At 70.5% G+C, this 23,867-nt stretch carries 22 protein-coding genes and 2 tRNA genes; 15 read left to right on the top strand and 9 right to left on the bottom strand.

Going from position 1 to position 23,867, the window contains the following annotated elements; genetic code table 11:
- Window positions 1-66: 66 nt before the first annotated feature.
- Window positions 67-609, bottom strand: coding sequence for a TetR/AcrR family transcriptional regulator (locus tag M4D53_RS02500; RefSeq protein ID WP_259951708.1), 543 nt, complete (start codon window positions 607-609; stop codon window positions 67-69).
- A gap of 96 nt (window positions 610-705) precedes the next feature.
- On the opposite strand from M4D53_RS02500, the gene M4D53_RS02495 reads away from it, so the two are divergent.
- The 9 genes from M4D53_RS02495 to M4D53_RS02455 all read left to right on the top strand — a co-directional run bounded on the left by M4D53_RS02495 (window position 706) and on the right by M4D53_RS02455 (window position 10,320).
- Window positions 706-2,241, top strand: a complete 1,536-nt coding sequence (locus M4D53_RS02495) for an MFS transporter (protein WP_187663934.1) — start codon at window positions 706-708, stop codon at window positions 2,239-2,241.
- Between the two features lie 82 nt (window positions 2,242-2,323).
- Window positions 2,324-3,367 carry a 3-isopropylmalate dehydrogenase gene (locus M4D53_RS02490; protein WP_259951707.1) on the top strand — a complete coding sequence of 348 codons (1,044 nt, stop codon included), beginning with the start codon at window positions 2,324-2,326 and terminating at the stop codon, window positions 3,365-3,367.
- 62 nt (window positions 3,368-3,429) lie between these two features.
- Window positions 3,430-4,530, top strand: a complete 1,101-nt coding sequence (locus M4D53_RS02485; RefSeq protein ID WP_187663936.1) for a branched-chain amino acid aminotransferase — start codon at window positions 3,430-3,432, stop codon at window positions 4,528-4,530.
- Between the two features lie 190 nt (window positions 4,531-4,720).
- A complete protein-coding gene (locus M4D53_RS02480) occupies window positions 4,721-5,701 on the top strand; it encodes a type IV toxin-antitoxin system AbiEi family antitoxin domain-containing protein (protein ID WP_259951706.1) in 981 nt (326 codons plus the stop codon).
- Between the two features lie 115 nt (window positions 5,702-5,816).
- Window positions 5,817-6,596, top strand: coding sequence for a fumarylacetoacetate hydrolase family protein (locus tag M4D53_RS02475; protein WP_187663938.1), 780 nt, complete (start codon window positions 5,817-5,819; stop codon window positions 6,594-6,596).
- Window positions 6,593-7,852: an MFS transporter gene (locus M4D53_RS02470; RefSeq protein ID WP_259951705.1), complete on the top strand. Its 1,260-nt coding sequence runs from the start codon at window positions 6,593-6,595 to the stop codon at window positions 7,850-7,852. The genes M4D53_RS02475 and M4D53_RS02470 overlap by 4 nt, the downstream gene beginning before the upstream one ends.
- Window positions 7,849-8,613, top strand: coding sequence for a class I SAM-dependent methyltransferase (locus M4D53_RS02465; protein WP_259951704.1), 765 nt, complete (start codon window positions 7,849-7,851; stop codon window positions 8,611-8,613). Before M4D53_RS02470 ends, M4D53_RS02465 begins: the two co-directional genes overlap by 4 nt.
- Before the next feature lie 29 nt (window positions 8,614-8,642).
- A complete protein-coding gene (gene gltX, locus M4D53_RS02460; protein WP_025103292.1) occupies window positions 8,643-10,148 on the top strand; it encodes a glutamate--tRNA ligase in 1,506 nt (501 codons plus the stop codon).
- A gap of 100 nt (window positions 10,149-10,248) precedes the next feature.
- Window positions 10,249-10,320, top strand: a tRNA-Gln gene (locus M4D53_RS02455).
- 61 nt (window positions 10,321-10,381) lie between these two features.
- Here the strand turns inward: M4D53_RS02455 and M4D53_RS02450 are convergent.
- Both M4D53_RS02450 and M4D53_RS02445 read right to left on the bottom strand, forming a co-directional pair.
- On the bottom strand, window positions 10,382-11,233 hold the full coding sequence (locus M4D53_RS02450; RefSeq protein WP_259951703.1) for a class II glutamine amidotransferase: 852 nt from the start codon (window positions 11,231-11,233) through the stop codon (window positions 10,382-10,384).
- A gap of 89 nt (window positions 11,234-11,322) precedes the next feature.
- Window positions 11,323-12,144 carry a hypothetical protein gene (locus M4D53_RS02445; protein ID WP_259951701.1) on the bottom strand — a complete coding sequence of 274 codons (822 nt, stop codon included), beginning with the start codon at window positions 12,142-12,144 and terminating at the stop codon, window positions 11,323-11,325.
- Between the two features lie 84 nt (window positions 12,145-12,228).
- Here M4D53_RS02445 and M4D53_RS02440 point away from each other — a divergent pair, with 84 nt between their 5' ends.
- The 4 genes from M4D53_RS02440 (at window position 12,229) to pepN (ending at window position 17,636) form a co-directional block, all read left to right on the top strand.
- The gene (locus M4D53_RS02440; RefSeq protein WP_259951700.1) at window positions 12,229-13,503 is read left to right on the top strand and encodes an MFS transporter; all 1,275 of its coding nucleotides are present in this window, start codon (window positions 12,229-12,231) and stop codon (window positions 13,501-13,503) included.
- A 9-nt stretch (window positions 13,504-13,512) separates the two neighbouring features.
- The gene (locus M4D53_RS02435; RefSeq protein ID WP_259951699.1) at window positions 13,513-14,019 is read left to right on the top strand and encodes a hypothetical protein; all 507 of its coding nucleotides are present in this window, start codon (window positions 13,513-13,515) and stop codon (window positions 14,017-14,019) included.
- A 73-nt stretch (window positions 14,020-14,092) separates the two neighbouring features.
- Complete coding sequence (locus M4D53_RS02430; RefSeq protein ID WP_259951698.1) at window positions 14,093-15,103, top strand: DNA topoisomerase IB; 1,011 nt, start codon at window positions 14,093-14,095, stop codon at window positions 15,101-15,103.
- A 49-nt stretch (window positions 15,104-15,152) separates the two neighbouring features.
- On the top strand, window positions 15,153-17,636 hold the full coding sequence (gene pepN, locus M4D53_RS02425; RefSeq protein ID WP_259951697.1) for an aminopeptidase N: 2,484 nt from the start codon (window positions 15,153-15,155) through the stop codon (window positions 17,634-17,636).
- Here pepN and M4D53_RS02420 read toward each other — a convergent pair.
- Window positions 17,633-18,163 (bottom strand): GNAT family N-acetyltransferase, encoded by a 531-nt coding sequence (locus tag M4D53_RS02420; protein ID WP_259951696.1) that lies wholly within the window; start codon window positions 18,161-18,163, stop codon window positions 17,633-17,635. The two genes, pepN and M4D53_RS02420, sit on opposite strands and share 4 nt — an antisense overlap.
- Window positions 18,160-18,798 carry an MBL fold metallo-hydrolase gene (locus tag M4D53_RS02415; RefSeq protein ID WP_187663947.1) on the bottom strand — a complete coding sequence of 213 codons (639 nt, stop codon included), beginning with the start codon at window positions 18,796-18,798 and terminating at the stop codon, window positions 18,160-18,162. Before M4D53_RS02415 ends, M4D53_RS02420 begins: the two co-directional genes overlap by 4 nt.
- Window positions 18,799-18,949: 151 nt before the next feature.
- Here M4D53_RS02415 and M4D53_RS02410 point away from each other — a divergent pair.
- Window positions 18,950-19,022 (top strand) — tRNA-Glu (locus M4D53_RS02410).
- Window positions 19,023-19,083: 61 nt separating this feature from the next.
- Here M4D53_RS02410 and M4D53_RS02405 read toward each other — a convergent pair.
- The 4 genes from M4D53_RS02405 to M4D53_RS02390 form a co-directional block, all read right to left on the bottom strand.
- On the bottom strand, window positions 19,084-20,325 hold the full coding sequence (locus M4D53_RS02405) for an MFS transporter (RefSeq protein WP_259951694.1): 1,242 nt from the start codon (window positions 20,323-20,325) through the stop codon (window positions 19,084-19,086).
- Complete coding sequence (locus M4D53_RS02400) at window positions 20,325-20,873, bottom strand: helix-turn-helix domain-containing protein (RefSeq protein ID WP_259951693.1); 549 nt, start codon at window positions 20,871-20,873, stop codon at window positions 20,325-20,327. The genes M4D53_RS02405 and M4D53_RS02400 overlap by 1 nt, the downstream gene beginning before the upstream one ends.
- Before the next feature lie 71 nt (window positions 20,874-20,944).
- Window positions 20,945-22,033, bottom strand: coding sequence for a DUF4349 domain-containing protein (locus M4D53_RS02395; RefSeq protein WP_259951692.1), 1,089 nt, complete (start codon window positions 22,031-22,033; stop codon window positions 20,945-20,947).
- Window positions 22,030-22,587, bottom strand: a complete 558-nt coding sequence (locus M4D53_RS02390) for an RNA polymerase sigma factor (RefSeq protein WP_187663951.1) — start codon at window positions 22,585-22,587, stop codon at window positions 22,030-22,032. Before M4D53_RS02390 ends, M4D53_RS02395 begins: the two co-directional genes overlap by 4 nt.
- 266 nt (window positions 22,588-22,853) lie before the next feature.
- Between M4D53_RS02390 and M4D53_RS02385 the strand changes: the two genes are divergently transcribed.
- Window positions 22,854-23,861, top strand: coding sequence for a TerC/Alx family metal homeostasis membrane protein (locus tag M4D53_RS02385; RefSeq protein ID WP_259951691.1), 1,008 nt, complete (start codon window positions 22,854-22,856; stop codon window positions 23,859-23,861).
- Window positions 23,862-23,867: the final 6 nt, after the last annotated feature.

Raw genomic sequence — 23,867 nt, 5'->3', positions numbered from 1 at the left:
CGGGGGGCCCGGGGGGGGCGCCCCCCCCCCCCCCCCCCTTCTCCGTACCCGCAGCCTTGTCCGGCGTCAGGCGGTGGCGCGCAGCACGAGGGCGATGAGATCGGCGAGCTCGTCGCTGCGCGGGACCAGGCGCTCCGGCCCGTGCACGTCGAGCGAGTTGTTGAAGTAGAGGCCGTCGCTCACGAGCATCACGAGGTCGAGGCTGGCGGTGTCGCGGACGTGCGGACGGATCGTCTCCGCCCAGCGACGCCGGGTATCCCGGAGCATGTCGGACGCGGCGGTCGAGCCGCCCTGGGCCAGCCGAGTCGTGGCGATGAGCGCCCGATCGAGGGCGTCGTTCTCCATCACCGAGGTCCGGACGTAGTACGCGACGGGGCCCTCCTCGGCGGCGCGCATGCGCTCCAGGTCGAGGCTGGTCAGGTGGTCCAGGCGCTCCAGGAGCCCGGTCTCCAGGTCGTCCTTGGAGCGGAAGTGGTAGAGCAGGCCGCCCTTCGACACGCCGGCGGCCTTCGCCGTGGCCTCGAGCGTCGCGGCGCGTTCGCCGTCGTCGATGAGGATCGCCTCGAAGGCGTCGAGGACCTTCTCACGGGCGAGGGGAGGGCGGGGCATCGGTCATCCTCTGAGCGGGATCGGGAGGGCTGCATCTGTTACTATACCAGCCGGACGGTTTAGTAACGAGCGGTCCACAGGAAGGAAAGGTGTTCCATGACCCGTACTGCGTCGATCCCGACGACAGAGACGGAAGCTCCCCGCGTCGGGGCTCGGGGGTGGGCGGCGCTCGTCGTCCTCATGCTCCCGGTGCTGCTGGTGTCGGTGGACAACACGGTGCTGAGCTTCGCGCTGCCCGAGATCTCGATCTCGCTCGCGCCGAGCGGGGCCGAGCAGCTGTGGATCATCGATGTCTATCCGCTCGTGCTCGCCGGACTCCTGGTGACCATGGGGACGCTGGGCGACCGCTTCGGGCGCCGCCGCCTGCTCCTCATCGGAGCCACGGGGTTCGCCGTGGTCTCCGCTCTGGCCGCCTTCGCGCCGACCGCGGGACTGCTCATCGCCGCCCGCGCCCTGCTCGGCTTCTTCGGCGCCATGCTGATGCCCTCGACGCTCTCGCTGCTGCGGTCGATCTTCCAGAACCGCGACCAGCGCCGCATGGCCATCGCGGTCTGGGCGTCTGCGTTCTCCGCCGGATCCGCGCTCGGCCCCATCGTCGGCGGCTTCCTCCTCGAGCACTTCGCGTGGGGCTCGGTGTTCCTCATCGCCGTGCCCGTCCTCATCCCGCTGCTCATCGCCGCGCCGCTGCTCGTGCCGGAGAGCCGTGACCCGAATCCCGGCCGCATCGACCCGCTCAGCATCGTGCTCTCGATGGCCGCGATGATCCCGGTCGTCTACGCCATCAAGTCCTTCGCGGTCGACGGCCCGTCGCTGTACGCCGGGGGATGGGCGCTGCTCGGCCTCGTGATGGGGACGTTGTTCGTGCGCCGTCAGCTCCGTGCCGACACCCCGATGCTCGACATGGCCCTGTTCCGCCGCGGGTCGTTCTCGGGGGCGATCCTGGTGAACCTGCTCAGCGTCGTGGCCCTCGTCGGGTTCCTGTACTTCGTCTCGCAGCACCTGCAGCTCGTGCTGGGGCTCTCGCCGATGGTCGCGGGCCTCGCGCTCGTGCCGGGGATGGCGGCGATGATCGTCGCCGGACTCACGGTGGTGCCGATCTCGCGGCGGGTGCCGCCGCACGTGCTTATCCCGGCGGCGCTGGTGTTCTCCGTCGCGGGGTACCTCATCGTCGCCTTCACGACGCACGAGCACGGCGTGGCACCGCTCATCCTCGCCTTCGTCGTCCTCGGCATCGGCATCGGCGCGGCCGAGACCATCTCGAACGAGCTCATCCTCTCCAGCGCCCCCGCGGCGAAGGCCGGTGCCGCGAGCGCGGTGTCCGAGACGGCGTACGAGCTCGGTGCCGTGCTGGGGACCGCGATCCTGGGCGGCATCATCACCGCGTTCTACCGCGGCGCGCTGGTGCTGCCCGAGGGGCTTCCGGCCGAGGTGGCCCGCGCTGCGCAGGAGACGCTGGCCGGCGCGTACACCGCCGCCCACGAGCTCCCGGCCGCGCTCGGCGACGCCCTGTGGCAGGCAGCGGCCGACGCGTTCGGCTCCGGCGTCACCGTGACCTCGCTCATCGGGGCGGGCCTCGTCGTCGTCGCGGCGGTCATCGCGGCCGTCACACTGCGCAAGGCACCCACGCACTGACCACTACGCTGGGGGGACCGGCCCGTTCGACCCGCGGTCGCGCCGCGGTCGGTCCACCCCCGTGCAGTGCGCAAGGAGTCTCATGTCGCGTGTCGTGAAGCTGGCCGTCATCCCGGGTGACGGCATCGGTCCCGAGGTCATCGCCGAGGCGGAGAAGGTGCTCGACGCCGTCACGGCCGACAGCGACGTGACGTTCGACAAGACCCGCTTCTCGCTCGGTGCCGGACGGTACCTCGAGACGGGCGACACGCTCACGGACGACGACCTCGCCGCGATCGCCGCACACGACGCGATCCTCCTCGGCGCGGTCGGCGGGACGCCGGGCGACCCGCGGCTGAAGGACGCGAACATCGAGCGCGGGCTGCTGCTGAAGCTCCGGTTCACGCTCGACCACTACGTGAACCTGCGTCCCTCGAAGCTCTTCACCGGAGCTCCCGGTCCGCTGTCGGACCCGGGCGAGGTCGACTTCGTCGTCGTCCGCGAAGGGACGGAAGGTCCCTACGTCGGCAACGGCGGAGCGATCCGGAAGGGGACGCCGCAGGAGGTGGCGAACGAGACCTCCGTGAACACGGCGTTCGGTGTCGAGCGGGTCGTCCGCTATGCGTTCGCCCTCGCGGAGCGCCGCCGTCAGAAGCTCACCCTGGTGCACAAGACCAACGTGCTCGTGCACGCCGGCGCGATCTGGCAGCGCATCGTGAACGAGGTCGCCGCCGAGCACCCCGACGTCGCCGTCGACTATCTGCACGTCGACGCCGCCACCATCTTCCTCGTCACCGATCCCTCGCGCTTCGACGTGATCGTGACGGACAATCTCTTCGGTGACATCCTCACCGACCTCGCCGGCGCCGTCACGGGCGGCATCGGCCTCGCCGCCTCCGGGAACATCAATCCCGATGGCAACTTCCCGTCGATGTTCGAGCCTGTGCACGGCTCGGCTCCGGACATCGCGGGTCAGCAGAAGGCCGACCCGACCGCCGCGATCCTCTCCATCGCGCTGCTGCTCGACCACCTCGGCCTGACGGCCGAGTCGGCGCGTGTGAGCGCCGCGGTCGAGGCGGACATCGCCGCCCGCAGCGGTGCCCGCACCACCGCGGAGATCGGCTCCGCGATCACTGCCCGTCTCTGAACGGCGGGCGTAGGCTGACAGGGCGCGAGGATGCGCCCACCCCACGAGGATTGGATGACGACATGACGACGATCGACGCCGAGACGAGCGTGGCTCCCCTGGAGTTCGCCGTGACGAAGAACCTGAACGCGGCCTCGCCGGCACGCGTCGCCGAAGTGCTGGAGAACCCCGGTTTCGGGGTCGTCTTCACCGACCACATGGTCGACATCTGCTGGTCGGTCAAGGGCGGCTGGCACCGTCCGCGTGTGCAGCCCTACGGCCCGATCCCGCTCGACCCCGCGGCGTCCGTGCTGCACTACGCACAGGAGATCTTCGAGGGCATCAAGGCCTACCGGCACGCCGACGGCTCGATCCACACCTTCCGTCCCGACCGCAACGCCGCGCGCCTGCAGGCCAGTGCCCGCCGCCTCGCGCTGCCGGAGCTGCCGACGGAGTACTTCATCCAGTCGCTGCGGGAGCTCATCGCCGTCGACGGCCGGTGGGTGCCCTCCGGTGCCGACCAGAGCCTGTATCTGCGTCCGTTCATGTTCGCCAAGGAGGCCTTCCTCGGCGTGCGGGCCGCGCAGAAGGTCGCCTACTACGTGATCGCCAGCCCCGCGGGCGCCTACTTCACCGGAGGCGTGAAGCCGGTGCGCATCTGGCTCTCCGAGGACTACGCCCGCGCCGGCCGCGGTGGCACCGGCAAGGCGAAGACGGGGGGCAACTACGCCTCCAGCCTCCTGCCGCAGGCCGAGGCCAGCGCGAAGGGCTGCGACCAGGTCGTGTTCCTCAACGAGAACCGCGACGTCGAGGAGCTCGGCGGCATGAACGTCGTGTTCGTCTTCAAGGACGGTCGTGTCGTCACGCCGGAGTCCGACAGCATCCTCGAGGGCATCACGCGGGATTCGTTGCTGCAGCTCGCCGAGGACCGCGGCTATACGGTCGAGAAGCGACCGATCTCGATCGACGAGTGGCGCGAGGGCGTGGCCTCCGGCGACATCGTCGAGGTGTTCGCCTGTGGCACGGCCGCGGTCGTGACGCCGATCGGCGCGCTCGTGGGCGAGGGTTTCGACGAGCCGCAGCCGCTGGGCGAGCTGGCGCTGTCGCTCCGCGAGGAGCTCACCGACATCCAGTACGGCCGCCGCGAGGACAAGCACGGCTGGCTCCTCCGCCTCGACGCCTGATTCCATTCCCCGAGACCCCGTCTTCCCGCCGACACCCCGCCGTGTCGACGCGTGGTAGGCGGGGTCTCGTCGTGTACCCGGGGTCTCGCGCGCCGGGGTCGTTCCTGCACAGTGCGGGGGGAGTGGGGGATGAGGGGTGGGGGGTGTGGAGAACGGGGGGAGGAGAGGGTGAGCGGGGGAGAGTGGGGGGATGTCGCGGCGCCTCTCGTTCTCCGATGCCTGGGATCTCGTGCGGTCGCGGGAGGAGGCCCTCGATGCGGGCGTCACGGAACGGGAGCTGGCGGCGGCGGTCGCGCACGGCAGGCTGCGACGGGTGCACCGCGGGGCGTACGTCGACACGGAGGTCTGGGACGAGCTGTGGCCGGAGGGGCGGCAGCTCGTGCGGGTGTGCGCCGTCCGCAGGGCCAGTCCGGGCGGGGGTCCCGTGTTCTCGCACCTCTCCGCCGCCGCGCTCTGGGGGCTGCCGCTCGTGGGGCCGATCCGGGACGACGTGCACACCGCGATCCGCAGCCGTCGGCACAGTAGAACCGAAGCCGGGGTCATCCGACACCAGATCGCGCTCGACGAGGGCGACATCGTCCGGCGGCACGGGCTCCGGTGCACGTCTTTGACCCGCACGGTGTTCGATCTCGCCCGACTGCTGCGACCGGAGGCCGTCGTCGCCGCGGGGGATGCGGCACTGCGGCTGGTCTCGGTCGACGGGCACGAGGTGGACCAGGATGCCGTCGCCGCCTGGCGGGCCGAAGTCGAAGGCCTGTGCGCGGCGGGACTCCGGGGTGTGCGGCGCGCGCGATGGATCGGAGCCTTCGCGGATGGACGGGCGCAGCTCCCGGGCGAGAGCGTGAGTCGCCTCCAGCTCCACCGACTCGGCTTCCGAGACATCGATCTGCAGGTCCCCATCGTGGGCTCCGACGGCGCGCGGTACTTCGCCGACTTCGGGTTCCCGCGGTCCCGGGCCTTCGGAGAGTTCGACGGGGAGGACAAGTACCGGGATGCGGAGCTGCGGACGATGCCCACGGCGGCCGATGCGGTGATGGCGGAGAAGCACCGCGAGGACGAGATCCGCGGGGTGACCGGCTCGCGGGTGGTGCGCTGGGGCTCCCGGCACATCCGCACCCCCGAGGACCTCGGACGACGGCTCGCCGCGTTCGGCATCCGTCCTCCCGGATGAGTTCCGCCGAGGCCCCGGGCTTCCGTCGAGACCCTGCCTCTCCCGCGCAAGCGAACCGGGGTCTCGACGAGAAAGCGGGGTCTCGACGATAAAGGAGGGGATCTAGGCTGGAGGCATGAAGATCGCCCGGTTCAGCCACGACGACGCCATCATGTACGGGATCATCGACGACCGCGAGCTCGTGGTCCTCGCCGGGGACCCGATGTTCTCTGGGTACGAGACCACCGGCGCCCGCGTCCCGCTGACCGAGGTCACGCTGCTCGCGCCCGTCATCCCGCGCTCCAAGGTCGTGTGCGTCGGCAAGAACTACCACGATCACGCCGCCGAGATGGGGGGAGTGGCCCCCGAGGAGCCGCTGCTGTTCCTCAAGCCGAACACCGCCGTGATCGGCCCGGACGACGCGATCGTGCGTCCCACCGCGCTGTCCGAGCGCACGGAGTACGAGGGCGAGCTCGTGGTCGTGATCGGACGGATCGCGAAGAACGTGAAGGCGGAGAACGCCCTCGACCACGTGCTCGGCTACACGATCGGCAACGACGTCACCGCACGCGACCTGCAGCGCAAGGACGGGCAGTGGTCGCGGGCGAAGGGCTTCGACACGTTCTGCCCGCTCGGTCCCGTGATCGAGACGGACTTCGACCCGGCGCAGGCCACGATCGAGACGCGGGTGAACGGCGAGGTTCGCCAGCATGCGCCGCTCACCGACATGATCCACTCGGTCGCCGCGATCATCGAGTACGCCTCTGCGGTGTTCACGCTCCTTCCGGGCGACGTCATCATGACGGGGACACCCGCGGGCGTGGGCACGTTCGAGGCGGGCGACACGGTCGAGGTGGAGATCTCCGGACTCGGCATCCTGCGCAACCCCGTGCGCGACGCCGCTCCCGCGTCATGACCGACGTCGCCCTCACGGCGACGCAGCAGCAGGCGGTCCAGCGCCGCACCGTGCTCGTGCTGTCGCTGGGGCAGGTGCTGGGCGGCATCGCCTTCGGCGCCACCGTGTCGCTCGGTGCGCTGCTCGCCGCGGACATCTCCGGCAGCGACGCGCTCTCCGGGCTCGCGACGGCATCGGTGACCCTGGGCGCCGCGCTCTGCGCGATCCCGCTCGCCCGGATGGCCGCACGGCTCGGACGCCGCCGCGCCCTCACCCTCGGCAATCTCTTCGCCCTCGTCGGCATCGCCGTGGTGATCCTCGCGGCGTCGGTGCGCGTCTTCCCGCTCCTGCTCGTCGGCATCCTGCTGATCGGTGCGGGGAACGCGGGCAACCTGCAATCCCGGTTCGCGGCCACGGACCTCGCGGCGCCGCAGCACCGCGGGCGTGACCTCTCGATCGTCGTCTGGTCCACCACGATCGGCGGCGTGGCGGGACCGCTGCTGCTCGGCCCGGGGGAGATCGTCGGACAGGCGATCGGGATGCCTCCGCAGACGGGTTCCTACGTCTTCTCGTTCGTCGCGCAGTGCGCGGCGCTCGCGCTCTACCTCGTCGCCCTCCGCCCCGATCCGCTGCTGGCCGCGCAGCGACTCGCTCAGGCCGCCGCCGCGACGACGAGCGCCGTCGTGGCGGACCGCCCGCGCGTGGCCCGCTACGCGATCTTCGCCATCGCGGGGTCGCACGTGGTGATGGCGTCGGTCATGGCGATGACCCCGGTGCATCTCTCGCACATGGCCCACGGCGCTCACGGTGCGGCGGCGACACCGGCGGACGTCTCAGCGCTCGTCGGCATCACCATCGCGCTGCACGTCGGCGGCATGTACGCGCTCTCGCCGGTGTTCGGCGTGCTGGCCGACCGCTGGGGGCGGCTGCGCGTGGTGCTGCTCGGGCAGGCTCTGCTCGGCGGCGCCCTGGCCTTCGCCGTCTTCGCGGGCACCGAGGCGTGGGGCGTCATGGTCGCCCTCATCCTCCTCGGCCTCGGCTGGAGTGCCGCGACGGTCGCCGGTGCCGCGCTGCTCACCGAAGCCTCCGCGCCCGAGGTGCGCACTCGTCGTCAGGGACGCAGCGACTCGCTGATGAGCCTGTCCGCCGCCGCCGGGTCCGTCCTCGCCGGCATCGTGCTGTCGAACTTCCAGTACGCCGGGCTCGGCATCGCGGCCTCGGTGCTCGTCCTCGCGATCGTCGCGCTGTCACCGCTCGCCCGGAGCAACGCGCGGTGAAGGCCTGGGACGGCGTCGGAGAGGCCTATGCCGCTTCGTACGCCGCCCTGTGCGCCGGGACCTTCGAGCCTCTCTCCGCCGCACTCGGCCCGGCGGAGGGTCGTGGCCTGCTGGACGTCGGCGCGGGGGAGGGCCGTCTCGCGTCCCGCTTCGCACGCCGGGGATGGGACGTCACAGCCTGCGAGCCCGAGCCGACGATGCGTGCCGTCGCCCACCGGGAGCACCCGACGCTGCGCATCGTCGAGGGCGGGCTGCCGACGCTGCCCTTCGGCGACGGGTCCTTCGATGCCGCCGTGGCGAACTTCGTGCTGAACCACGTCTCCTCCCCCCGGACCGCCGCCCGCGAGCTGGGTCGGGTCGCGCGTGGTCCGGTCGCCGCGACGATCTGGACCCGTTCCCCGTCGTGGTTCTGGGCGGAGGTCGTCGAACGCGCGGGGTTGCCGCCGTACGCGGGGGAGAGGCTCCCCGCCGAAGAGGACTTCGCACGCACCCCGGACGGCTTCGCGGACGTGCTCACCGACGCCGGGCTCCCGGAGGTCGTGGTCACCGAGCACACCTGGACGTGGGAGGCCGACCCCGGCGCGCTGTGGACCTCCGTCGAAGGGGGTGTGGCCGGCGCCGGCGCCCAGTACGCCCTGCTCTCCACGGCCGAGCGCCGCCGGTTCCGCGCGGGGTTCGAGGAGACGGTCGCGGCGCATCGGGTGGGAACAGTGCTGCCCCTGGAGCACCGCGCGGCGGTGGCGGTCTCGCGCCGGGGCTGACCCGCCCGCACCCGTAGAATCGAAGGGCTATGGCTACTCCGCATCCCCTCACCACGACCGCCAGCGGCGCCGACGTCCGCGTCCGCTTCTGCCCCTCTCCGACGGGGCTGCCGCACGTCGGCATGGTCCGCACGGCTCTGTACAACTGGGCCTATGCCCGTCACAACGGCGGGAAGATGGTGTTCCGCATCGAGGACACCGACGCCGCGCGCGACAGCGAGGAGAGCTTCCGCCAGCTCGTCGACGCGCTCACGTGGCTGAAGATCGACTGGGACGAGGGTGTCGAGGTCGGCGGCCCGCACGCCCCGTACCGGCAGTCCGAGCGGCACGACATCTACCGCGAGGTGATCGACAAGCTCCTCGCGACGGGCGCGCTCTACGAGAGCTACTCGACGGCCGAGGAGATCGACGCCCGCAACGAGGCCAACGGCCGCGCGAAGCAGCTCGGCTACGACAACTTCGACCGTGACCTGACGGACGAGCAGAAGGCCGCCTTCCGTGCCGAGGGCCGTCAGCCCGCCCTCCGCCTGCGGGTGCCGGACGAGGACCTCACGTACGTCGACCTCATCCGCGGCGAGGTCACCTTCCCCGCAGGCTCCTTCCCGGACTTCGTCGTCGTGCGTCCGAACGGGGTGCCGCTGTACACCTTCGTGAACCCCGTCGACGACGCGCTGATGGGCATCACCCATGTCCTCCGCGGCGAAGACCTCATGCCGTCCACCGCGCGCCAGCTCTCGCTCTACGCCGCTCTCATCGACGCGGGTGTGACGACGTTCGTGCCGCGGTTCGCCCACATGCCGCTCGTGCTGGGGGAGACCGGCAACAAGAAGCTCTCCAAGCGTGACCCCCAGGCCGATCTGTTCCTGCACCGGGAGCGCGGCTTCATCCATGAGGGCCTCCTGAACTACCTCGCGCTCCTGGGCTGGTCGATCGGCCCGGACCGCGACGTGTTCTCGCTCGACGAGTTCATCGCCGCGTTCGACATCGAGAACGTGAACCCGAACCCCGCCCGATTCGACCAGAAGAAGGCCGAGTCGATCAACGGCGACCACATCCGCATGCTCGACGTGAAGGACTTCGCCGAGCGCACGGTGCCGTACCTCGCCGCGGCCGGTCTGTTCGACGAGCCGACCCACGAGCAGCTCGTCCTCGCCTTCCGTGCGGCGCCGCTGGTGCAGGAGCGCGTGCAGCTGCTGGGCGAGGTCCCGGGCATGCTCGGCTTCCTGTTCCGCGACGAGGTGTCGTACGACGCGGATGCGCTCAAGGGGCTCCCGGCCAACGCTGCCGAGGTGCTGGACGCCTGTGTCACCGCCCTCGAGCCGGTCACGGACTTCACCCCGGAGAAGATCCAGGAGGCGCTGTCGACGGCGCTCGTGGAGAACCTCGAGCTCAAGCCGCGCGTCGCCTACGGGCCGCCGCGTGTGGCCATCACCGGCCGCCGCGTCTCGCCGCCCCTGTTCGAGTCGATGGAGCTGCTGGGCAAGGACGAGTCGCTGCGCCGCCTGCGCGCGCTCTCGGCGTTCCTCGCGAACTGATCCGCGACGCGCCCGAGCGGCGACACGGCACCGGTGGTTTTGGTGATCGGTCGCCGCTCGGGTAAGCTTGACTCTCGGTGCGAGGCTCCGGTTTCGCCCTTGGGGTATGGTGTAATTGGCAACACGGCTGATTCTGGTTCAGTTGTTCTTGGTTCGAGTCCAGGTACCCCAGCACTTCGAAAACCCCCGCTCCGGCGGGGGTTTTCTCGTTCCCCCGGCGGGAACGTCAGTGCTCACGCAGCTTCGAGGAAGGGCTCGTACCGGTAGCCGGCCTCGTCGAGGATCGAGACCGTGGATTCGGGGACCTCTTCGAACGCACCGGGCAGATCGTTCAGCGGCTCGGAGACGATCACGTGCGCCCGGCGACCGAAGACGCGAAGACGTTCCGCATCGGGGTACATCCGACGAAGAGTCTCGATGTCGGTGGAGTGGAAGAGGGAGCGGGAGCGTCCGGCGGTCGAATAGCGGATCGCCCACACGGTGGCGCCGTCGGAGACCGCGAAGGTGCCCTGCACCGGGAAGCGGATGCCATGCTCGTGGCCCACTCGCTCGGCCTCCCGGATGGCCGCCCGCATCCCCGCGATCGGATCGTCCTGCAGGCCGAGTGTCAGGGCGAGGTGGAACAGCACCTCGGAGTCGGTGGTGCCCTGGATCTCCGGGAAGAGGGAGGGATCGACGGCGAGAGTGAGGTCGCGTTTCACTGTCAGGAAGTCCGTCAGGCCGCCGTTGTGCATGAAGAGCCAGTTCGCGTGCCGGAACGGGTGGCAGTTGGTCTGCTGGACCGGCGGCCCGGCGGCGGCTCTCACATGGCTGAAGAACAGCGGGCTGCGGATCATGCGGGAGATCTCGCGCAGGTTCAGATCGTTCCAGGCGGGCTCCAGGCTCCGGAACAGCGCGGGCCCCGGCGGCTGCCCCGAGTCCTCACGGTTCGACACCGGATACCAGCCGAGGCCGAAGCCGTCCCCGTTCACGGTCTCCGCGCCGAGTGGCGAGTCCAGGGACTGCGCCACGAGCGAATGTCGCGCGTCGAGGATCACCTCCGACGGGTGCAGCGGTTCTCCCACATACGCCAGCCACCGACACATGTCGACACCTCGTCCCCGACCCGATCAGGTCTGTGCCCGACGATACGCTCGGTCGGCCTCCCCGGCGAGACCCGCGGATGGTGAACCGGCTACTCGCACTCCCCGAGGAACCCCAGATAGCACACGGCCTCGTGGGTGACGGCCGGCTCAGCATCGTCGTTCGAGACCTGGCGCGTCGCCGTCTCGGGCGTCCGGGTGAGGTGTCCGAAATCGCCGAGGGAGGCCACGTACATCCCGTCCGCGTCCTCCGCGATCATCCGGTCGATCTCGGCGCGGTGCTGGGTGCACAGGTCCGCGGCGGCGGGGACGAGGTCGACCCCGGCGCAGGCGCCCGCGTACTCGGCCTCCATGAGGCCGATGCAGTCCGTCCAGTCCTGGTCCACCGCGCACGGGCTCACGCCGTCGTCGGCGACGAGGTACTTGCCGGTCTCGTACTCCTCGCTGTGGAAGGTCTCGGGCTTCTCCGGCACGTCGACCTTGGTCCAGTGGCGTGCGGTCGTGAACGCGAACACCGTGACGATCGCGGCGATCAGCAGCAGCGCGCCCACGATGCCCAGCGTCACCCAGAGGCCGACCCGGCTCTTCCTCCCGGTGCTCTCCGAAGCGGGGAACGCGATCTCCGGCCCACCGGAGGAGACGGGTCCCTGCGCAGCCGCGGCCGGTGCAGGCGGCGGCGCCGCAGCGAGCCCGGGCGCTGCGGCGATGGGGAGTTCGTGTCCGCCGAGCCCTGCCGCCGCGGGGGCGGGCGTCGCCGGCGCCGTGGTGGCGAGCCAGTAGTCGTACCAGGCCCGGCTCGCCTGCTCGTCCGCGGCGACCTGCTGCGCCTCGGCATCGGTGAGCACGAGGCCCCAGACCTCACGGGTCGGTGCGTGGAGCAGGGCGGAGCGGAAGTCTTCGAACGACACGGGCATGTTCGCAGAATATCGGCTTTGCTCCCGGGAGCCCGGCGGTCATCCGATGTCCGCGGCTCCTGGAACAATGACGAGGTGATCGGTATGAGGTCTTTCTGGAACGCGTTGCCCACCGAGGGGCGCTGGCTGCTGTCGACCGTGGCGATCCAGACGCTCGGGCGGGGGATGACGCTGCCGTTCACCATCATCTACCTCCACGAGGTCCGCGGCTTCGACCTCGGGTTCTCCGGAGCGCTCATGAGCCTCATCGCGATCACGGGGCTCGTCGTCACGGGCCCCGGCGGTACGCTCATCGACCGCTTCGGCGCCCGCCGTGTGCTGATCGTGGGCCTGCTCTCGATGATCGCGGGGTGCACGCTCCTCGCCTACGCCACGCATCCCGCCGTCGCGACCGTCGCGGTCGTGCTCATCGGGGTCAACTTCGGGGTGTCCTGGCCCGGCTTCAACGCGCTCATCGCCTCGGTGGTCGACGGCGAGGTCCGCCAGCAGTACTTCGGCGTGAACTTCGCCCTCGTCAACCTCGGCATCGGCGTGGGCGGCATCATCGGCGGCTTCTTCGTCGACGTGACGGAGCCGTCGACCTTCACCACGATCTTCCTCATCGACGCGGCCACGAGCCTCATCCCGCTGGCACTGCTCCTGGGTCCGCTCCGGCACGTGCGCACGCAGGCGGAGCCCGACCCGGCGGTGACCACCGAGGGCGGCTACCGGGAGATCCTCCGTCGACCGGCGGTGCTGTGGATGACGCTGTTGACCTTCTTCTCCGTCTTCATCGGGTACGGACAGATCGAGGCGGGCTTCCCCGCCTACGCCCGTCAGATCGCCCAGGTGTCGACCGCCGTGGTCGGCATCTCGTTCGCGGTGAACACGGCTGTCATCGTGCTGCTGCAGTTCGCCGTCCTCCGCCTCATCAACGGTCGCCGCCGCACCAGGGTCATGCAGGTCATGGCGCTCATCTGGGCCGTCTCCTGGGTCATGCTCGGTGCCGCGGGTCTGCTCCCCGACTCGGTCACGGCCGCGATCGCGGTGATCGCGTTCATGGGCGTCTTCGCGTTCGGGGAGACCATGATGCAGCCGACGATCCCCGCCATCTACAACGATCTCGCGACCGACCGCACTCGCGGCCGCTACAACGCCCTCAACTCCGCCGCTTTCCAGGGCGGAGCGATCCTCGGCCCGCTCGTCGCGGGGGTGCTCCTCGGCGTCGGCGTCAGTGGGTGGTTCATCGCGGTCATGGTGGCGGGCAGTCTCGCCGTCGGCGTGCTGGCGATGGTGCTGGAGCGGGTGCTCCCGGAAGCAGCCAACGGCAGCGCCGAGCTCCATCGAACGGACGAGGTCGAGCGGACGCCGCCGGTCTAGGCTCCGAGCATGGCCCTCGAACCGCTCTTCCTCCGTCTCGACCGGATCGCGAGTGGGCGGCAGGCCGGCGTACTGATCAGCGACGCCGGCCGCACTCACCCCAGGACGGTCCGTGCCTTCACCTGGATCCTCTGGCTCCTCGTCGCCGAGCTGGTGCTCGGGGTGGGCGCTGTCCTGGTCGCGCTCGTGCTCGCCGCGGACGGGGACAGCGTGCCCTTCGCCGTGTGGATGCGCACGCTCGTGGTGCTCGCGATGACGGCGACGCTGTTCTACTTCGCGTGGCGTGCGCGCCGCGGATGGCGTTGGGCCTACCTCCGACTGCGGCTGTTCGCGCAGATCTTCCCGGTCATCACGCTCGTCATGGCGGCGATCCCCGGTCTCTATCCCGTCTGGATGGTCACCGAGCAGATCGTCTTCAGCCTGATCATGATCGGCATCGCTGACTTCCTCACCAGCGACCACATGCGGGCGGTCTTCGCGAAGGACGCCGACGCGGATAGCACGCCGGCGGGGTGAGACGCCACTCCCTTCCCGCCGAGACCGGGGTCACTCCACACTCGGAGGAGCTGCACGGCGGGAGGAGAGACGCATGGCGCGACTGGTGCGAGTGGTACCCGGTCAGGACCCGGGCTTCACGCGGAAGCGGACGAGCTCGGGATTCCGGTACGTCGATCCGATGGGGGAGCCTGCGCCCGAGGCGGATCGCGAACGCATCAGCGACCTGGTGATCCCGCCGGCGTGGCAGGACGTGTGGATCGCGGCCGACCCGCTCGCGCACATCCAGGCCGTGGGGATCGACACCGCCGGTCGCAAGCAGTACCTCTACCACCCGCTCTGGCGGGTCTCCCGCGACCGTCGCAAGTTCGTCCGCGCACTGGACCTCGCCGCGGCCCTGCCCAGCGCCCGCGCGCAGGTCACCAAGGCTCTCAAGGAGGACGGCCAGACGAAGGAGCGAGCCCTCGCGATCGCCTTCCGCCTGCTCGACGACGCCGCGCTGCGGATCGGTTCGGAACGCTACCTGGCGCGCCACGGCAGCCGCGGCCTGACCACGCTCCGCCGCCGCGACGTCCGCATCGACGGCGGCGATGTCGCCCTGTCCTTCCCGGCGAAGAGCGGACAGACCGCCGCGATCGAGATCACCGACGAATCCCTCGCCGATGCCCTCACCGACTTCGCGAGCGGCGCCTCCACCGCCTTCCTCCTGGCCTACCGGAAAGGCCGGCGGCGGGTGAAGATCACGCCCGCCGAGGTCAACACGTACCTCAAGGACGTGCTGGGGGCCAGCTTCTCCGCCAAGGACTTCCGCACCCTCCACGGCACGATCATCGCCGCAGACGCCCTGGCCCGCATCGGCGTCCTCGACCGCCGCGGACAGCGGAACCAGGCCGAGCGCCTCGCGGTGCAGGCGGCGGCGACCGCCCTGGGCAACACGACTGCCGTCGCCCGCAACAGCTACATCGACCCTCGGGTGTTCCGGCAGTACGGCCGGGGGAGGACGCTCGACCTCGATGTGACCCCGGAGACGGCGATCCGGCGGCTGCTGGGCGGGCCCGAGACGTCGCGGAAGGTCAACCGGCGCGGTGCCGGGCGGCGCGGATGAGGCCGCGGGAGCTCCCCAGCTGACCTCGGGAAGATGCCAGGATGGAGGGATGCACACCGCGAACCTGACCCGTGAGGAGACCGCGGCGCGATCCGCCGCGATCACCCTGCACCGCATCCGCGTCGAGCTGGACCTGACCGGAGCCCCGGAGCGGGCGCGCACGGGCTTCCCGACGACGACGGTCCTGGAGTTCGATGCGACGGTCCAGAGCACGTGGCTGGACTTCATCGGCGAGGAGGTCCGGCGCGTCGAGGTGAACGGGGAGGAGCGGGACGTCGTCTACGACGGGGCGCGCCTCACGATCGACGATCTCGCGGCGTCGAACGTCGTGCGCATCGAAGCGGTCGGCGCCTACAGCCGGTCGGGGGAGGGCCTGCACCGGTTCCACGACCCGGCTGACGACCGCACCTACCTCTACACGCAGTACGAGCCCGCGGACTCCCGCCGCGTGATGGCCTGCTTCGAGCAGCCGGACATGAAGGCGGAGTACACCTTCGTCATCGACGCGCCGTCCGGGTGGGAGGTGCTCTCGAACCAGTCGCCGGCCCACGTCGACCTCGGCGTCGGCGTCCAGCGCGTGCAGTTCGCCCCCACGCTGCCGATCTCGAGCTACATCACGGCGGTCGCGGCCGGCCCGTACGCCCGTGTCGACGGGGAGTGGACCAGAGACGAGCAGCGAGTGGCCCTCGGCGTGCTCGTCCGCCGCTCGCTCGTCGAGCACCTCGAGGCCGACGAGATCCTCGAGGTCGCCCGGCAGGGGCTCGACTTCTTCACCGACGCCTTCGCCTATCCCTACCCGTGGGGCAAGTACGACCAGATCTTCGTCCCCGAGTACAACCTCGGCGCGATGGAGAACCCCGGCCTGGTCACCTTCACGGAAGGCTACCTTTCGCGTGGTGCTGCCACCGAGGCGCAGCGGGCCGGCAGGGCCAACACGATCCTGCACGAGATGGCGCATATGTGGTTCGGCGACCTCGTCACGATGACGTGGTGGGACGACCTCTGGCTCAAGGAGTCCTTCGCCGACTACATGGGATCGCACGCCTCGGCGGTTGCCACCCGGTTCCACGACGCGTGGGTGACGTTCGCCATGCGGCGCAAGGCCTGGGCCTATCAGCAGGACCAGCTGCCGACGACGCACCCCATCGTCGCCGACATCCCCGACCTGGAGGCCGCGAAGCTGAACTTCGACGGCATCACCTACGCCAAGGGCGCCTCGGTGCTGAAGCAGCTCGTCGCGTTCGTGGGCGACGAGGCGTTCTTCGAAGGCGCCCGGCGGTACTTCGCGGCCAACGCGTTCGGCAACACCACCCTCGACGACTTCCTCGTCGAGCTCAGCGCGGTGTCCGGCAGGGACATGACCGATTGGGCGGGCGCCTGGCTGCAGACGACGGGCGTCTCGACCATCTGGGTGGAGACCGACGCCGACGGCGCACAGCACCTCGTCCAGGACGACGTCCGTCCGCACCGCCTGCGGATCGGACTGTACGACCGCGTGGACGGCCGGATCGTGCGTCGGGAGCAGCGGGAGCTGGATCTGATCGGGGAGTGGGTCGAGATCGAGCTCCCCGAGGCCGATCTCGTGCTGCTCAACGACGACGACCTCACCTACGCGAAGGCGCGCCTGGACGAGCGATCGCTCCGCACCGTCGAGGAATTCCTCTCGGACATCGAGGACCCGCTCGCCCGGGCGCTCGTGTGGTCGTCGTTGTGGAACGCCACCCGAGACGGCGAGCTCGATGCCGCCCGTTTCGTCGCGATCGTGCGCGCGCACGCACCGCGGGAGTCGAATGGCGGTCTGCTGGCTGCGGCCCTCCTCGACGCCGCGTTCGCGCTGCGACACTTCGTCCCCGACGACCGACGCGCCGCGGAGCAGCGCGCCTGGACCGAGACGACGTGGGCGGCACTGCAGCAGGCGGACGCCGGCAGCGACGCCCAGCTCTCCTGGGCGCGTGCGCTGGCAGCCGCCTCGGCGTTCGATGACGTCCACCACGCGGAGGTCCGGGCCCTGCTCGACGGCGACGTGCCGGAGGGCCTCGTCGTGGATCCCGATCTGCGCTGGCAGCTCCTCACAGCCCTCGTCACGACCGGTCACGCCGACGCCTCGGACATCGCGGCCGAGGAGGAGAGGGACGACACCGGCGACGGACGCACCGCCGCCCGCCGCGCCCGCGCCTCCGTCCCCGACGCGGCGGTACGCGCGGCCGCCTGGACCGCCGCGTGGGAAGACCAGTCGCTGACGAACGATCACCTCGATGCCGAGATCGGCGGCTACCGCGCCGGTGGCCGCCGCGACCTCATCGAGTCCTACGACGAGGAGTACTTCGCGCGGATCGGGACCGCGTGGACGGACCGGAGCATCGAGATCGCTCGTCGGCTGGTGATCGGGCTGTTCCCCGCCCGTTCGTCGCTGGATCTCGTCGATTCCTGGCTGTCGGCCAGCCCCGAGGCCCCGGCGGCGCTGCGACGACTCCTCATCGAGCAGCGCGACCACCTCGCGCGTGACCTGCGGGTGCGTGGCGCTCAGGGCTAGGTCGCGGCCTCCACGGTCATCCCCATCACCGTGCGCACGATCCACGGATGGGCGCGATCGTCATCGATGTGGGTCATGCCGAGCTTCTCCGCCACACCGCGGGACGCCTCGTTCGCGGGGTGGATGATGGCGGTGAGGAGCGTGGGAGCGAAGGTCCGCGCGACGAGGTCGACACAGGCGCGTGCGGCCTCGGTGGCATAGCCTCGGCGCTGGCGATCGGCGCGGACGTGGTAGCCGACTTCGAGCACGGGAGCGCCGTTCACCGACTGCCAGGTGAGGCCGCAGTCGCCGAGGAAATCGCCGTCGTGCGTCTCGATGATCCAGAGACCGTGGCCGTCCTCGCGGTAGCGCTGCTGCATCCGCGCGATCCACTCGGCGGCTTCCGCTCGCGACTTGGGCGCGGGGTAGTACGCCATGACCTCCGGATCACCCAGGAGCGCCGCCATGTCGTCGAGATCGTCCGCGATCATCTCCCGGAAGGCGAGTCGCGGGGTCGGGGCGGGCAGGAGGCGGCGTGGTCCGCTCACAGATCGATGGTGTCGCCGGGCTCGAGCACGAGGAACTCGCCGCCGCCCTGCTCGGTCGCCCACTGCAGCCGCTGCCGGTGCATGTTCTTGCCGATCACGGACAGGGTCATGTCGTGCGTGCCGAACGCCCGTCGGGGCTTCACGGCCAGGACGTAGTCGATGGCGTCCCCGATCTTGAGCCACGGGGCTCCGAGCGGCGCGGCGAGGGTGCCGACCTCGACGCCTTCCGGCACCGCATACGAGTCGCCGGGGTAGTAGAACGTGTCGTTGACGAGCACGCCCACGTTGTCGATCGTCGGGATCGAGGAGTGGATCACTGCGTGCGTGCCACCGAAGAAGCGCAGAGTGAAGGCGCCGACCTCCACGGTGTCGCCGGGGGAGACGACCGTGACCTCGTAGCCCTCCGCCGCCTTCGCCACGCCCTCCGGCCCGAAGATCGGGGTCCCGGGGGCCGCGCGGAGGATCCGGTCGAGGTGCTCCGGCGTCCAGTGGTCGGGGTGCTCGTGCGTGAGCACGATGGCGACCAGTCCGCTGAGGTCGTGCAGCGGGGCTGTGAAGGATCCCGGATCGATCAGGAGGGTGTCGTCGTTCTGGTCCAGGCGGAGGGTGGCATGTTCGAACTTGGTGACGCGCATGAGACGAGTCAACTCCTTCCCGGGGTCTGCGGCAAACGGAAATCGGCGCGCCACGCCCGGGATCTCGGGTGGACTGGCCTCGATTTGGCGCAGTGAGAATCGCCGTGGCATACTTGAACGGTTGTCGCGGAACGGAAAAGCTCCGCAAGACGGCCCCATCGTATAGCGGCCTAGTACGCCGCCCTCTCACGGCGGTAACGCGGGTTCGAATCCCGCTGGGGTCACACAACACGTCGAAAGCCCTCCGGTTCTCCGGGGGGCTTTCGCCGTTCCCGAGCGTGCGCGTCAGTCGTCCGCGCGCAGCGACAGGGTCCGGAACGCACGAGCCCGGAGCGGTACGAGCATGAGCGCCGTCATCGCTCCACCGGCCACGACGAACGGCACCCAGACGGCGGTGACCGTCGCGAGCGCGCCGAAGCCCGCCATCGCGAGCGGCATCAGGCAGTCGTCGCCGAGCCGGGTGAGGGACCCCATCCGACCGAGGAAGGCGGTGTCCACCGTCGCGGCGAAGGTCGCGCTCAGCAGCACGGAGGCGTAGCCCGCGGTGGCGCCGACGACGGTGGCGGCGACGGCCACGGTCCAGACGGGGCCGAACCCGAGCGCGACGATTCCCGCTCCCTGGACGAGGAGCGCGCCGAACCCGCTCCGCGCCTCGTGGCGCGGCCGCCATCTCGCGACCGCGGCAGCCCCCACGGCGGCGCCGAGGCCGAGGAGGCCCTCGAAGAGGCCGACCGCGGGAGCCCCCCAACCCTCGTCGTGCGCCCGCAGAGCCAGGCCGATGCCGATGGCGGGGCCCACGGCGAGATTGAGTCCGGAGAGGGCGATGACGAGAGTGCGCGTCGTGGGGGTCGCTCCGAGGTGGGCGAACGCCGCGCCGATCGCGCGCAGGGACGAGGTGCGCGGGGCCCGGGCGAGCCGGAACCGCGGGCGCAGGACGATCGCCAGGAACCCGACGACCAGGGCGAAGGTCACCGCGTTCGCGGATGCGCTCCCCGCGAGACCGGCTTGGGCGACGAGCAGGCCGCCCAGTGCGGCGCCCCCCATCGTGCCGAGGCGCGACGCCGTCTGGATGACGGCCGCGTAGGAGGGGAGATCGTCGGTGCGTACCAGCTGTCGCCCGATGGTGCCGGCGGAGGGTTCGTAGAACGCGTCGCACACCCCGAACGCCACGGCGGCGGCGAGCAGGACGGGCACGGTGGGCGCATGCGAGACCGTCCACACGGCGGCGGCGACGAGCACCCCCACACGCACCGCATTGCAGGCGATCATCACCCGGCGGGCGTCGGCGCGATCCGCGATGACCCCGCCGAAGAGCAGCACCATCGCGCGCGGAACCGTGCCGGCGGCGACGATGAGTCCGGCGACGGCGGGGGAGGCGATCTGCACGGCCGTCCACGCCAACGCGATCGTCCACACGGCGTCGCCGGCGTCGGACAGAGCCTTCACGCCGATCCACGCGTGCACCATCCGGTCACGCCGGAACGGAGGAGGACTGGTGAGCTCGAGGGGCGGGGTGAGCGCGGTCATCACGGCTCCGTGGGGAACGCGTGAGCGAAGAAGAAGACGGGCGTGCGCGCCTGGCCGTCGCCTTCGTCGATCGAGGCCTGCCAGTCCCGCACCACGTCCAGCACGCGCGCGGAGAGGTCGCGCAGTTCCTCCGGGGTCGCCCACGCGGTGGTCTCCGTGTTGGAGGCGTCGTAGGCCGCGACGGCGGGCTCCCCTCGGCGTCGGTGCCAGCGCTGGAGGCGGTCGATCTGCATGCGGATGCCCTCCCGCTGTGCTTCCCGGGCGAGAAGGGCATCGGCGGGGGAGTCGACGAAGTCCTCCACCGACCAGGTGAGGCCGCGCCGGGCGACGGTCCACCAGCTCGTGCGCCGGTCGCCGGTCGGATCGGCGGCACGCTCGACGATCCCGGCCCGCTCGAGCATCCTGAGGTGATGGCTGATGCTGCCGACCTGGCTGTCGAGCGCACGGGCGAGGGCGGTCACCTGCGAGGTGCCGTACAGCAGCAGATAGTCGTAGATGCGGCGCCGCAGCGGGTGATGCACGGCGGTGATCACGGAGATGTCTTCCACGCTCCGAAGGCTAAGCAGCGACCCGGATGCGCACAAGAGTTCTTGTATACCGCGGAAAAGCGCGGTTCCCGCTAATCCTCCCGGACGGGCGGAGCTGCGGGCGCCCGCCGCTTCCGCCGGCCGCGGCGGAGGAGCCACACGATCAGGACGACGACGGCGGCGACCGCGAGCCAGGGGAGGAGGAAGCCGACCGCGATCACCAGGGCGTTGAGTGAGACCACGAGCCCGTTCCACCCGGCCAGCAGACCGTCGCCGAAGCCGGCGGGGTCTGCCGACGCCGCGGTGCCGCTGCGGGACAGCTCCACGGTGAGCGACGACAGGGTCACCTGGTCCTCCAGCGCGGCGAGCTGCTGTTCGTACGACTCGAGCTGCGCCTGGCGATCGGTGAGCGCGACTTCGGCCTCGATGAGATCGGCGACAGTGCCCGACTGCCCCATGAGCTCCGTGAGCCGCTGCACCGACGCGCGGGTCGACTCCACGCGGGCGCGGAGGTCGATCGCCGTGGCGGTGACGTCCTGCTTCGTGACGGAGGACGACAGCACCTCACCGGTGTCGCCGAGGGCGGCGATCACCGTGGTCAGATCGTCGGCGGGGATGCGGACCGTGATCCAGCCGTACCCGGAATCCGCGGGAGCCGGTTCGGCGGGGGCATCCGACGAGACCGCTCGGCCGACCTCGGTGCTCTCGACGTAGCCGCCGTGCTCGACGGCGAGATCGCCGATGGCGGATGCAGCGTCGGCGATGTCCCGCACCTGCACCGACGCCTGGGCGGTGGCGACGATGTCACGGGCGTCCTCGGCAGACGCCGCGGCGTCCGATCCGACGGTGCCGGGAAGGGTCGCCCCTTCGACGGCGCGGTCCGGCACGGCCGAGCCCGCCTCGTCGGTCGACCAGCCCGCGGTGCCGTCCGCTGTGGATACGGACGAGCCGCCGCCTCCGACGGCGCCGAGGATCGGCGGGGTCACCAGGACCCCGACGACGAAGGCCGCCGCGATCCCTCCGGCGGTGAGCAATCGGCGTCGACGGTTCCGGGCGCGTTCGGTTCGCGGAGACAGCGGGCGCCGCTCGCTGCGGATCTCGGTGAAGACGGCCTCCTCGATCCGGGCGACGGTCGCGTCCGACAGTGGCGGGAGGCTCTCCTGCGGAGTCTGGTGGTTCATGCGTCCCTCACTTCCTTGACGGCGCCGCGCAGCTGGGTGCGCACGCGTGAGAGACGGTTCCGGACGACGGCGTGCGTCACGCCGAGCTCGTCGGCGGCGGCCTGGTACGCGTAGCCCTCGGACGCGCACAGCCGGAAGATCTCCCGGTCGAGCTCGCTCAGGGTGCCCACCTCCGCGGCGATCCTCGCGGCGAGCGCCGCCGTGATCACCTGCTCCTCGACGCTGACGACGTCCGGGAGCTGATCGTCCGCCGCGTCCGTCGTGTGCGCCTGGTCGCGACGGCGCTGGCGCAGCCGGTTCGCGGACTGGAAGCGGCAGATCGTCGCGAGCCAGGGGAGGATCGACTCTCCCTGCAGCTCCAGATCCGGAAGCTTCCGCCAGGCGACCACGAAGGTCTCCTGCGCCACGTCCTCCGCGTCGGCGGGGGAGCCCAGGATCCCGTGGGCGATCCAGTACACGGGGCGCACGTGGGCGCGGTACAGCGCGCGGAAGGCGCTCTGATCGCCGGCCGCCGCCTGGGCGGCCCATCGCTGGTCACTCGTCTGCGCGGGCATCCTGGTTCCGTTCGGTGTCTCTCCCTCGAGAGTGTCGGCGGATGACCCATCGTCTCAGCACGGCATCGGATCCGCAGCGGGTGGGGACTTCCTCGTCCGCGCGGCTCCCACCTCCGGTAGCATGGCCCGGGCGAGAGGGAGTATCCCGAATCCGCGCGTAACGTCATCACGAGCATCGACACCGCTGCTCCGGGCGCGCGCCGCACATCTGCGGGGGAGAGACTTTCGACTCATTCCCGACCCCTCGCGAAAGGTGCACAGCGCCCGTGGACATCCCCGTCTGGTTCGAGATCACGTCGATGGTCGTCCTCACGATCATCCTGATCGGCGACCTGCTCCTCATCCGGCTGCGCCCGCACATCCCCTCCACCAAGGAGTCGACGCTGTGGGTCGTGTTCTACGTGGGCCTCGCGCTGCTCTTCGCGGTGCTGCTGGGCAATGTGGGCGGATGGCAGAACGCCGGGGACTTCATCACCGGGTGGGCGCTGGAGTACAGCCTCTCCGTCGACAACCTGTTCGTCTTCGTGCTGATCATGGCGCAGTTCGCGGTGCCGCGACGTCTGCAGCAGCAGGTGCTGATGGTCGGGATCATCATCGCGCTGGTCCTGCGCGGGCTCTTCATCCTCGTGGGCGTGACGATCATCGAGAACTTCTCGCCGATCTTCTACCTGTTCGGCGCCTTCCTCGTCTACACCGCCATCCGGCAGGCGATGCCGGAGGGCGAGCACGAGGACGACGTCAAGCGCGAGAACTTCATCGTCCGGCTGCTCCGCCGTCGGATCGACATCAGCGAGACCTACGACGGCTCGAAGATCCGCACGACCGTCGACGGGACGCGCATGTGGACGCCGATGATCATCGTGTTCATCACGATCGGCGTCACGGACCTCATCTTCGCGATCGACTCGATCCCCGCGATCTTCGAGATCACGACCAACGGCTTCCTCGTCTTCGCAGCGAACATCTTCGCCCTCATGGGGCTGCGCCAGCTCTACTTCCTCCTCGGCGACCTCCTGGACCGCCTCCGCTACCTGCACTACGGCATCGCCGTCATCCTCGGGTTCATCGGCATCAAGCTGATCCTGCACGCGCTGCACGTCAACGAGCTCCCGTTCATCAACGGCGGCGAGCACGTGGAGTGGGTGCCCGACATCGACAACATGGTGTCGCTCGGCGTGATCCTCGTGTCGATGACGGTCGCGACGATCGCGAGCCTGATCGCGTCGTCCAGGGAGAAGCGCGCGGAGAAGCGCGTCGCCCCCGTCGGAGACTGAGTCCGC

This window comes from Microbacterium meiriae, from assembly GCF_025143875.1.
Taxonomy (GTDB): Bacteria; Actinomycetota; Actinomycetes; order Actinomycetales; family Microbacteriaceae; genus Microbacterium; species Microbacterium meiriae.
This window is presented reverse-complemented; position numbering and strand designations above follow the sequence as displayed.

Excerpts from the sequence above, each read along its gene's own strand:
- M4D53_RS02500 (WP_259951708.1), bottom strand. The coding sequence starts at position 609 with ATGCCCCGCCCTCCCCTCGCCCGTGAGAAGGTCCTCGACGCCTTCGAG.
- M4D53_RS02495 (WP_187663934.1), top strand. The coding sequence starts at position 706 with ATGACCCGTACTGCGTCGATCCCGACGACAGAGACGGAAGCTCCCCGC.
- M4D53_RS02490 (WP_259951707.1), top strand. The coding sequence starts at position 2,324 with ATGTCGCGTGTCGTGAAGCTGGCCGTCATCCCGGGTGACGGCATCGGT.
- M4D53_RS02485 (WP_187663936.1), top strand. The coding sequence starts at position 3,430 with ATGACGACGATCGACGCCGAGACGAGCGTGGCTCCCCTGGAGTTCGCC.
- M4D53_RS02480 (WP_259951706.1), top strand. The coding sequence starts at position 4,721 with ATGTCGCGGCGCCTCTCGTTCTCCGATGCCTGGGATCTCGTGCGGTCG.
- M4D53_RS02475 (WP_187663938.1), top strand. The coding sequence starts at position 5,817 with ATGAAGATCGCCCGGTTCAGCCACGACGACGCCATCATGTACGGGATC.
- M4D53_RS02470 (WP_259951705.1), top strand. The coding sequence starts at position 6,593 with ATGACCGACGTCGCCCTCACGGCGACGCAGCAGCAGGCGGTCCAGCGC.
- gltX (WP_025103292.1), top strand. The coding sequence starts at position 8,643 with ATGGCTACTCCGCATCCCCTCACCACGACCGCCAGCGGCGCCGACGTC.
- M4D53_RS02450 (WP_259951703.1), bottom strand. The coding sequence starts at position 11,233 with ATGTGTCGGTGGCTGGCGTATGTGGGAGAACCGCTGCACCCGTCGGAG.
- M4D53_RS02445 (WP_259951701.1), bottom strand. The coding sequence starts at position 12,144 with ATGCCCGTGTCGTTCGAAGACTTCCGCTCCGCCCTGCTCCACGCACCG.
- M4D53_RS02440 (WP_259951700.1), top strand. The coding sequence starts at position 12,229 with ATGAGGTCTTTCTGGAACGCGTTGCCCACCGAGGGGCGCTGGCTGCTG.
- M4D53_RS02435 (WP_259951699.1), top strand. The coding sequence starts at position 13,513 with ATGGCCCTCGAACCGCTCTTCCTCCGTCTCGACCGGATCGCGAGTGGG.
- M4D53_RS02430 (WP_259951698.1), top strand. The coding sequence starts at position 14,093 with ATGGCGCGACTGGTGCGAGTGGTACCCGGTCAGGACCCGGGCTTCACG.
- pepN (WP_259951697.1), top strand. The coding sequence starts at position 15,153 with ATGCACACCGCGAACCTGACCCGTGAGGAGACCGCGGCGCGATCCGCC.
- M4D53_RS02415 (WP_187663947.1), bottom strand. The coding sequence starts at position 18,798 with ATGCGCGTCACCAAGTTCGAACATGCCACCCTCCGCCTGGACCAGAAC.
- M4D53_RS02405 (WP_259951694.1), bottom strand. The coding sequence starts at position 20,325 with ATGACCGCGCTCACCCCGCCCCTCGAGCTCACCAGTCCTCCTCCGTTC.
- M4D53_RS02395 (WP_259951692.1), bottom strand. The coding sequence starts at position 22,033 with ATGAACCACCAGACTCCGCAGGAGAGCCTCCCGCCACTGTCGGACGCG.
- M4D53_RS02390 (WP_187663951.1), bottom strand. The coding sequence starts at position 22,587 with ATGCCCGCGCAGACGAGTGACCAGCGATGGGCCGCCCAGGCGGCGGCC.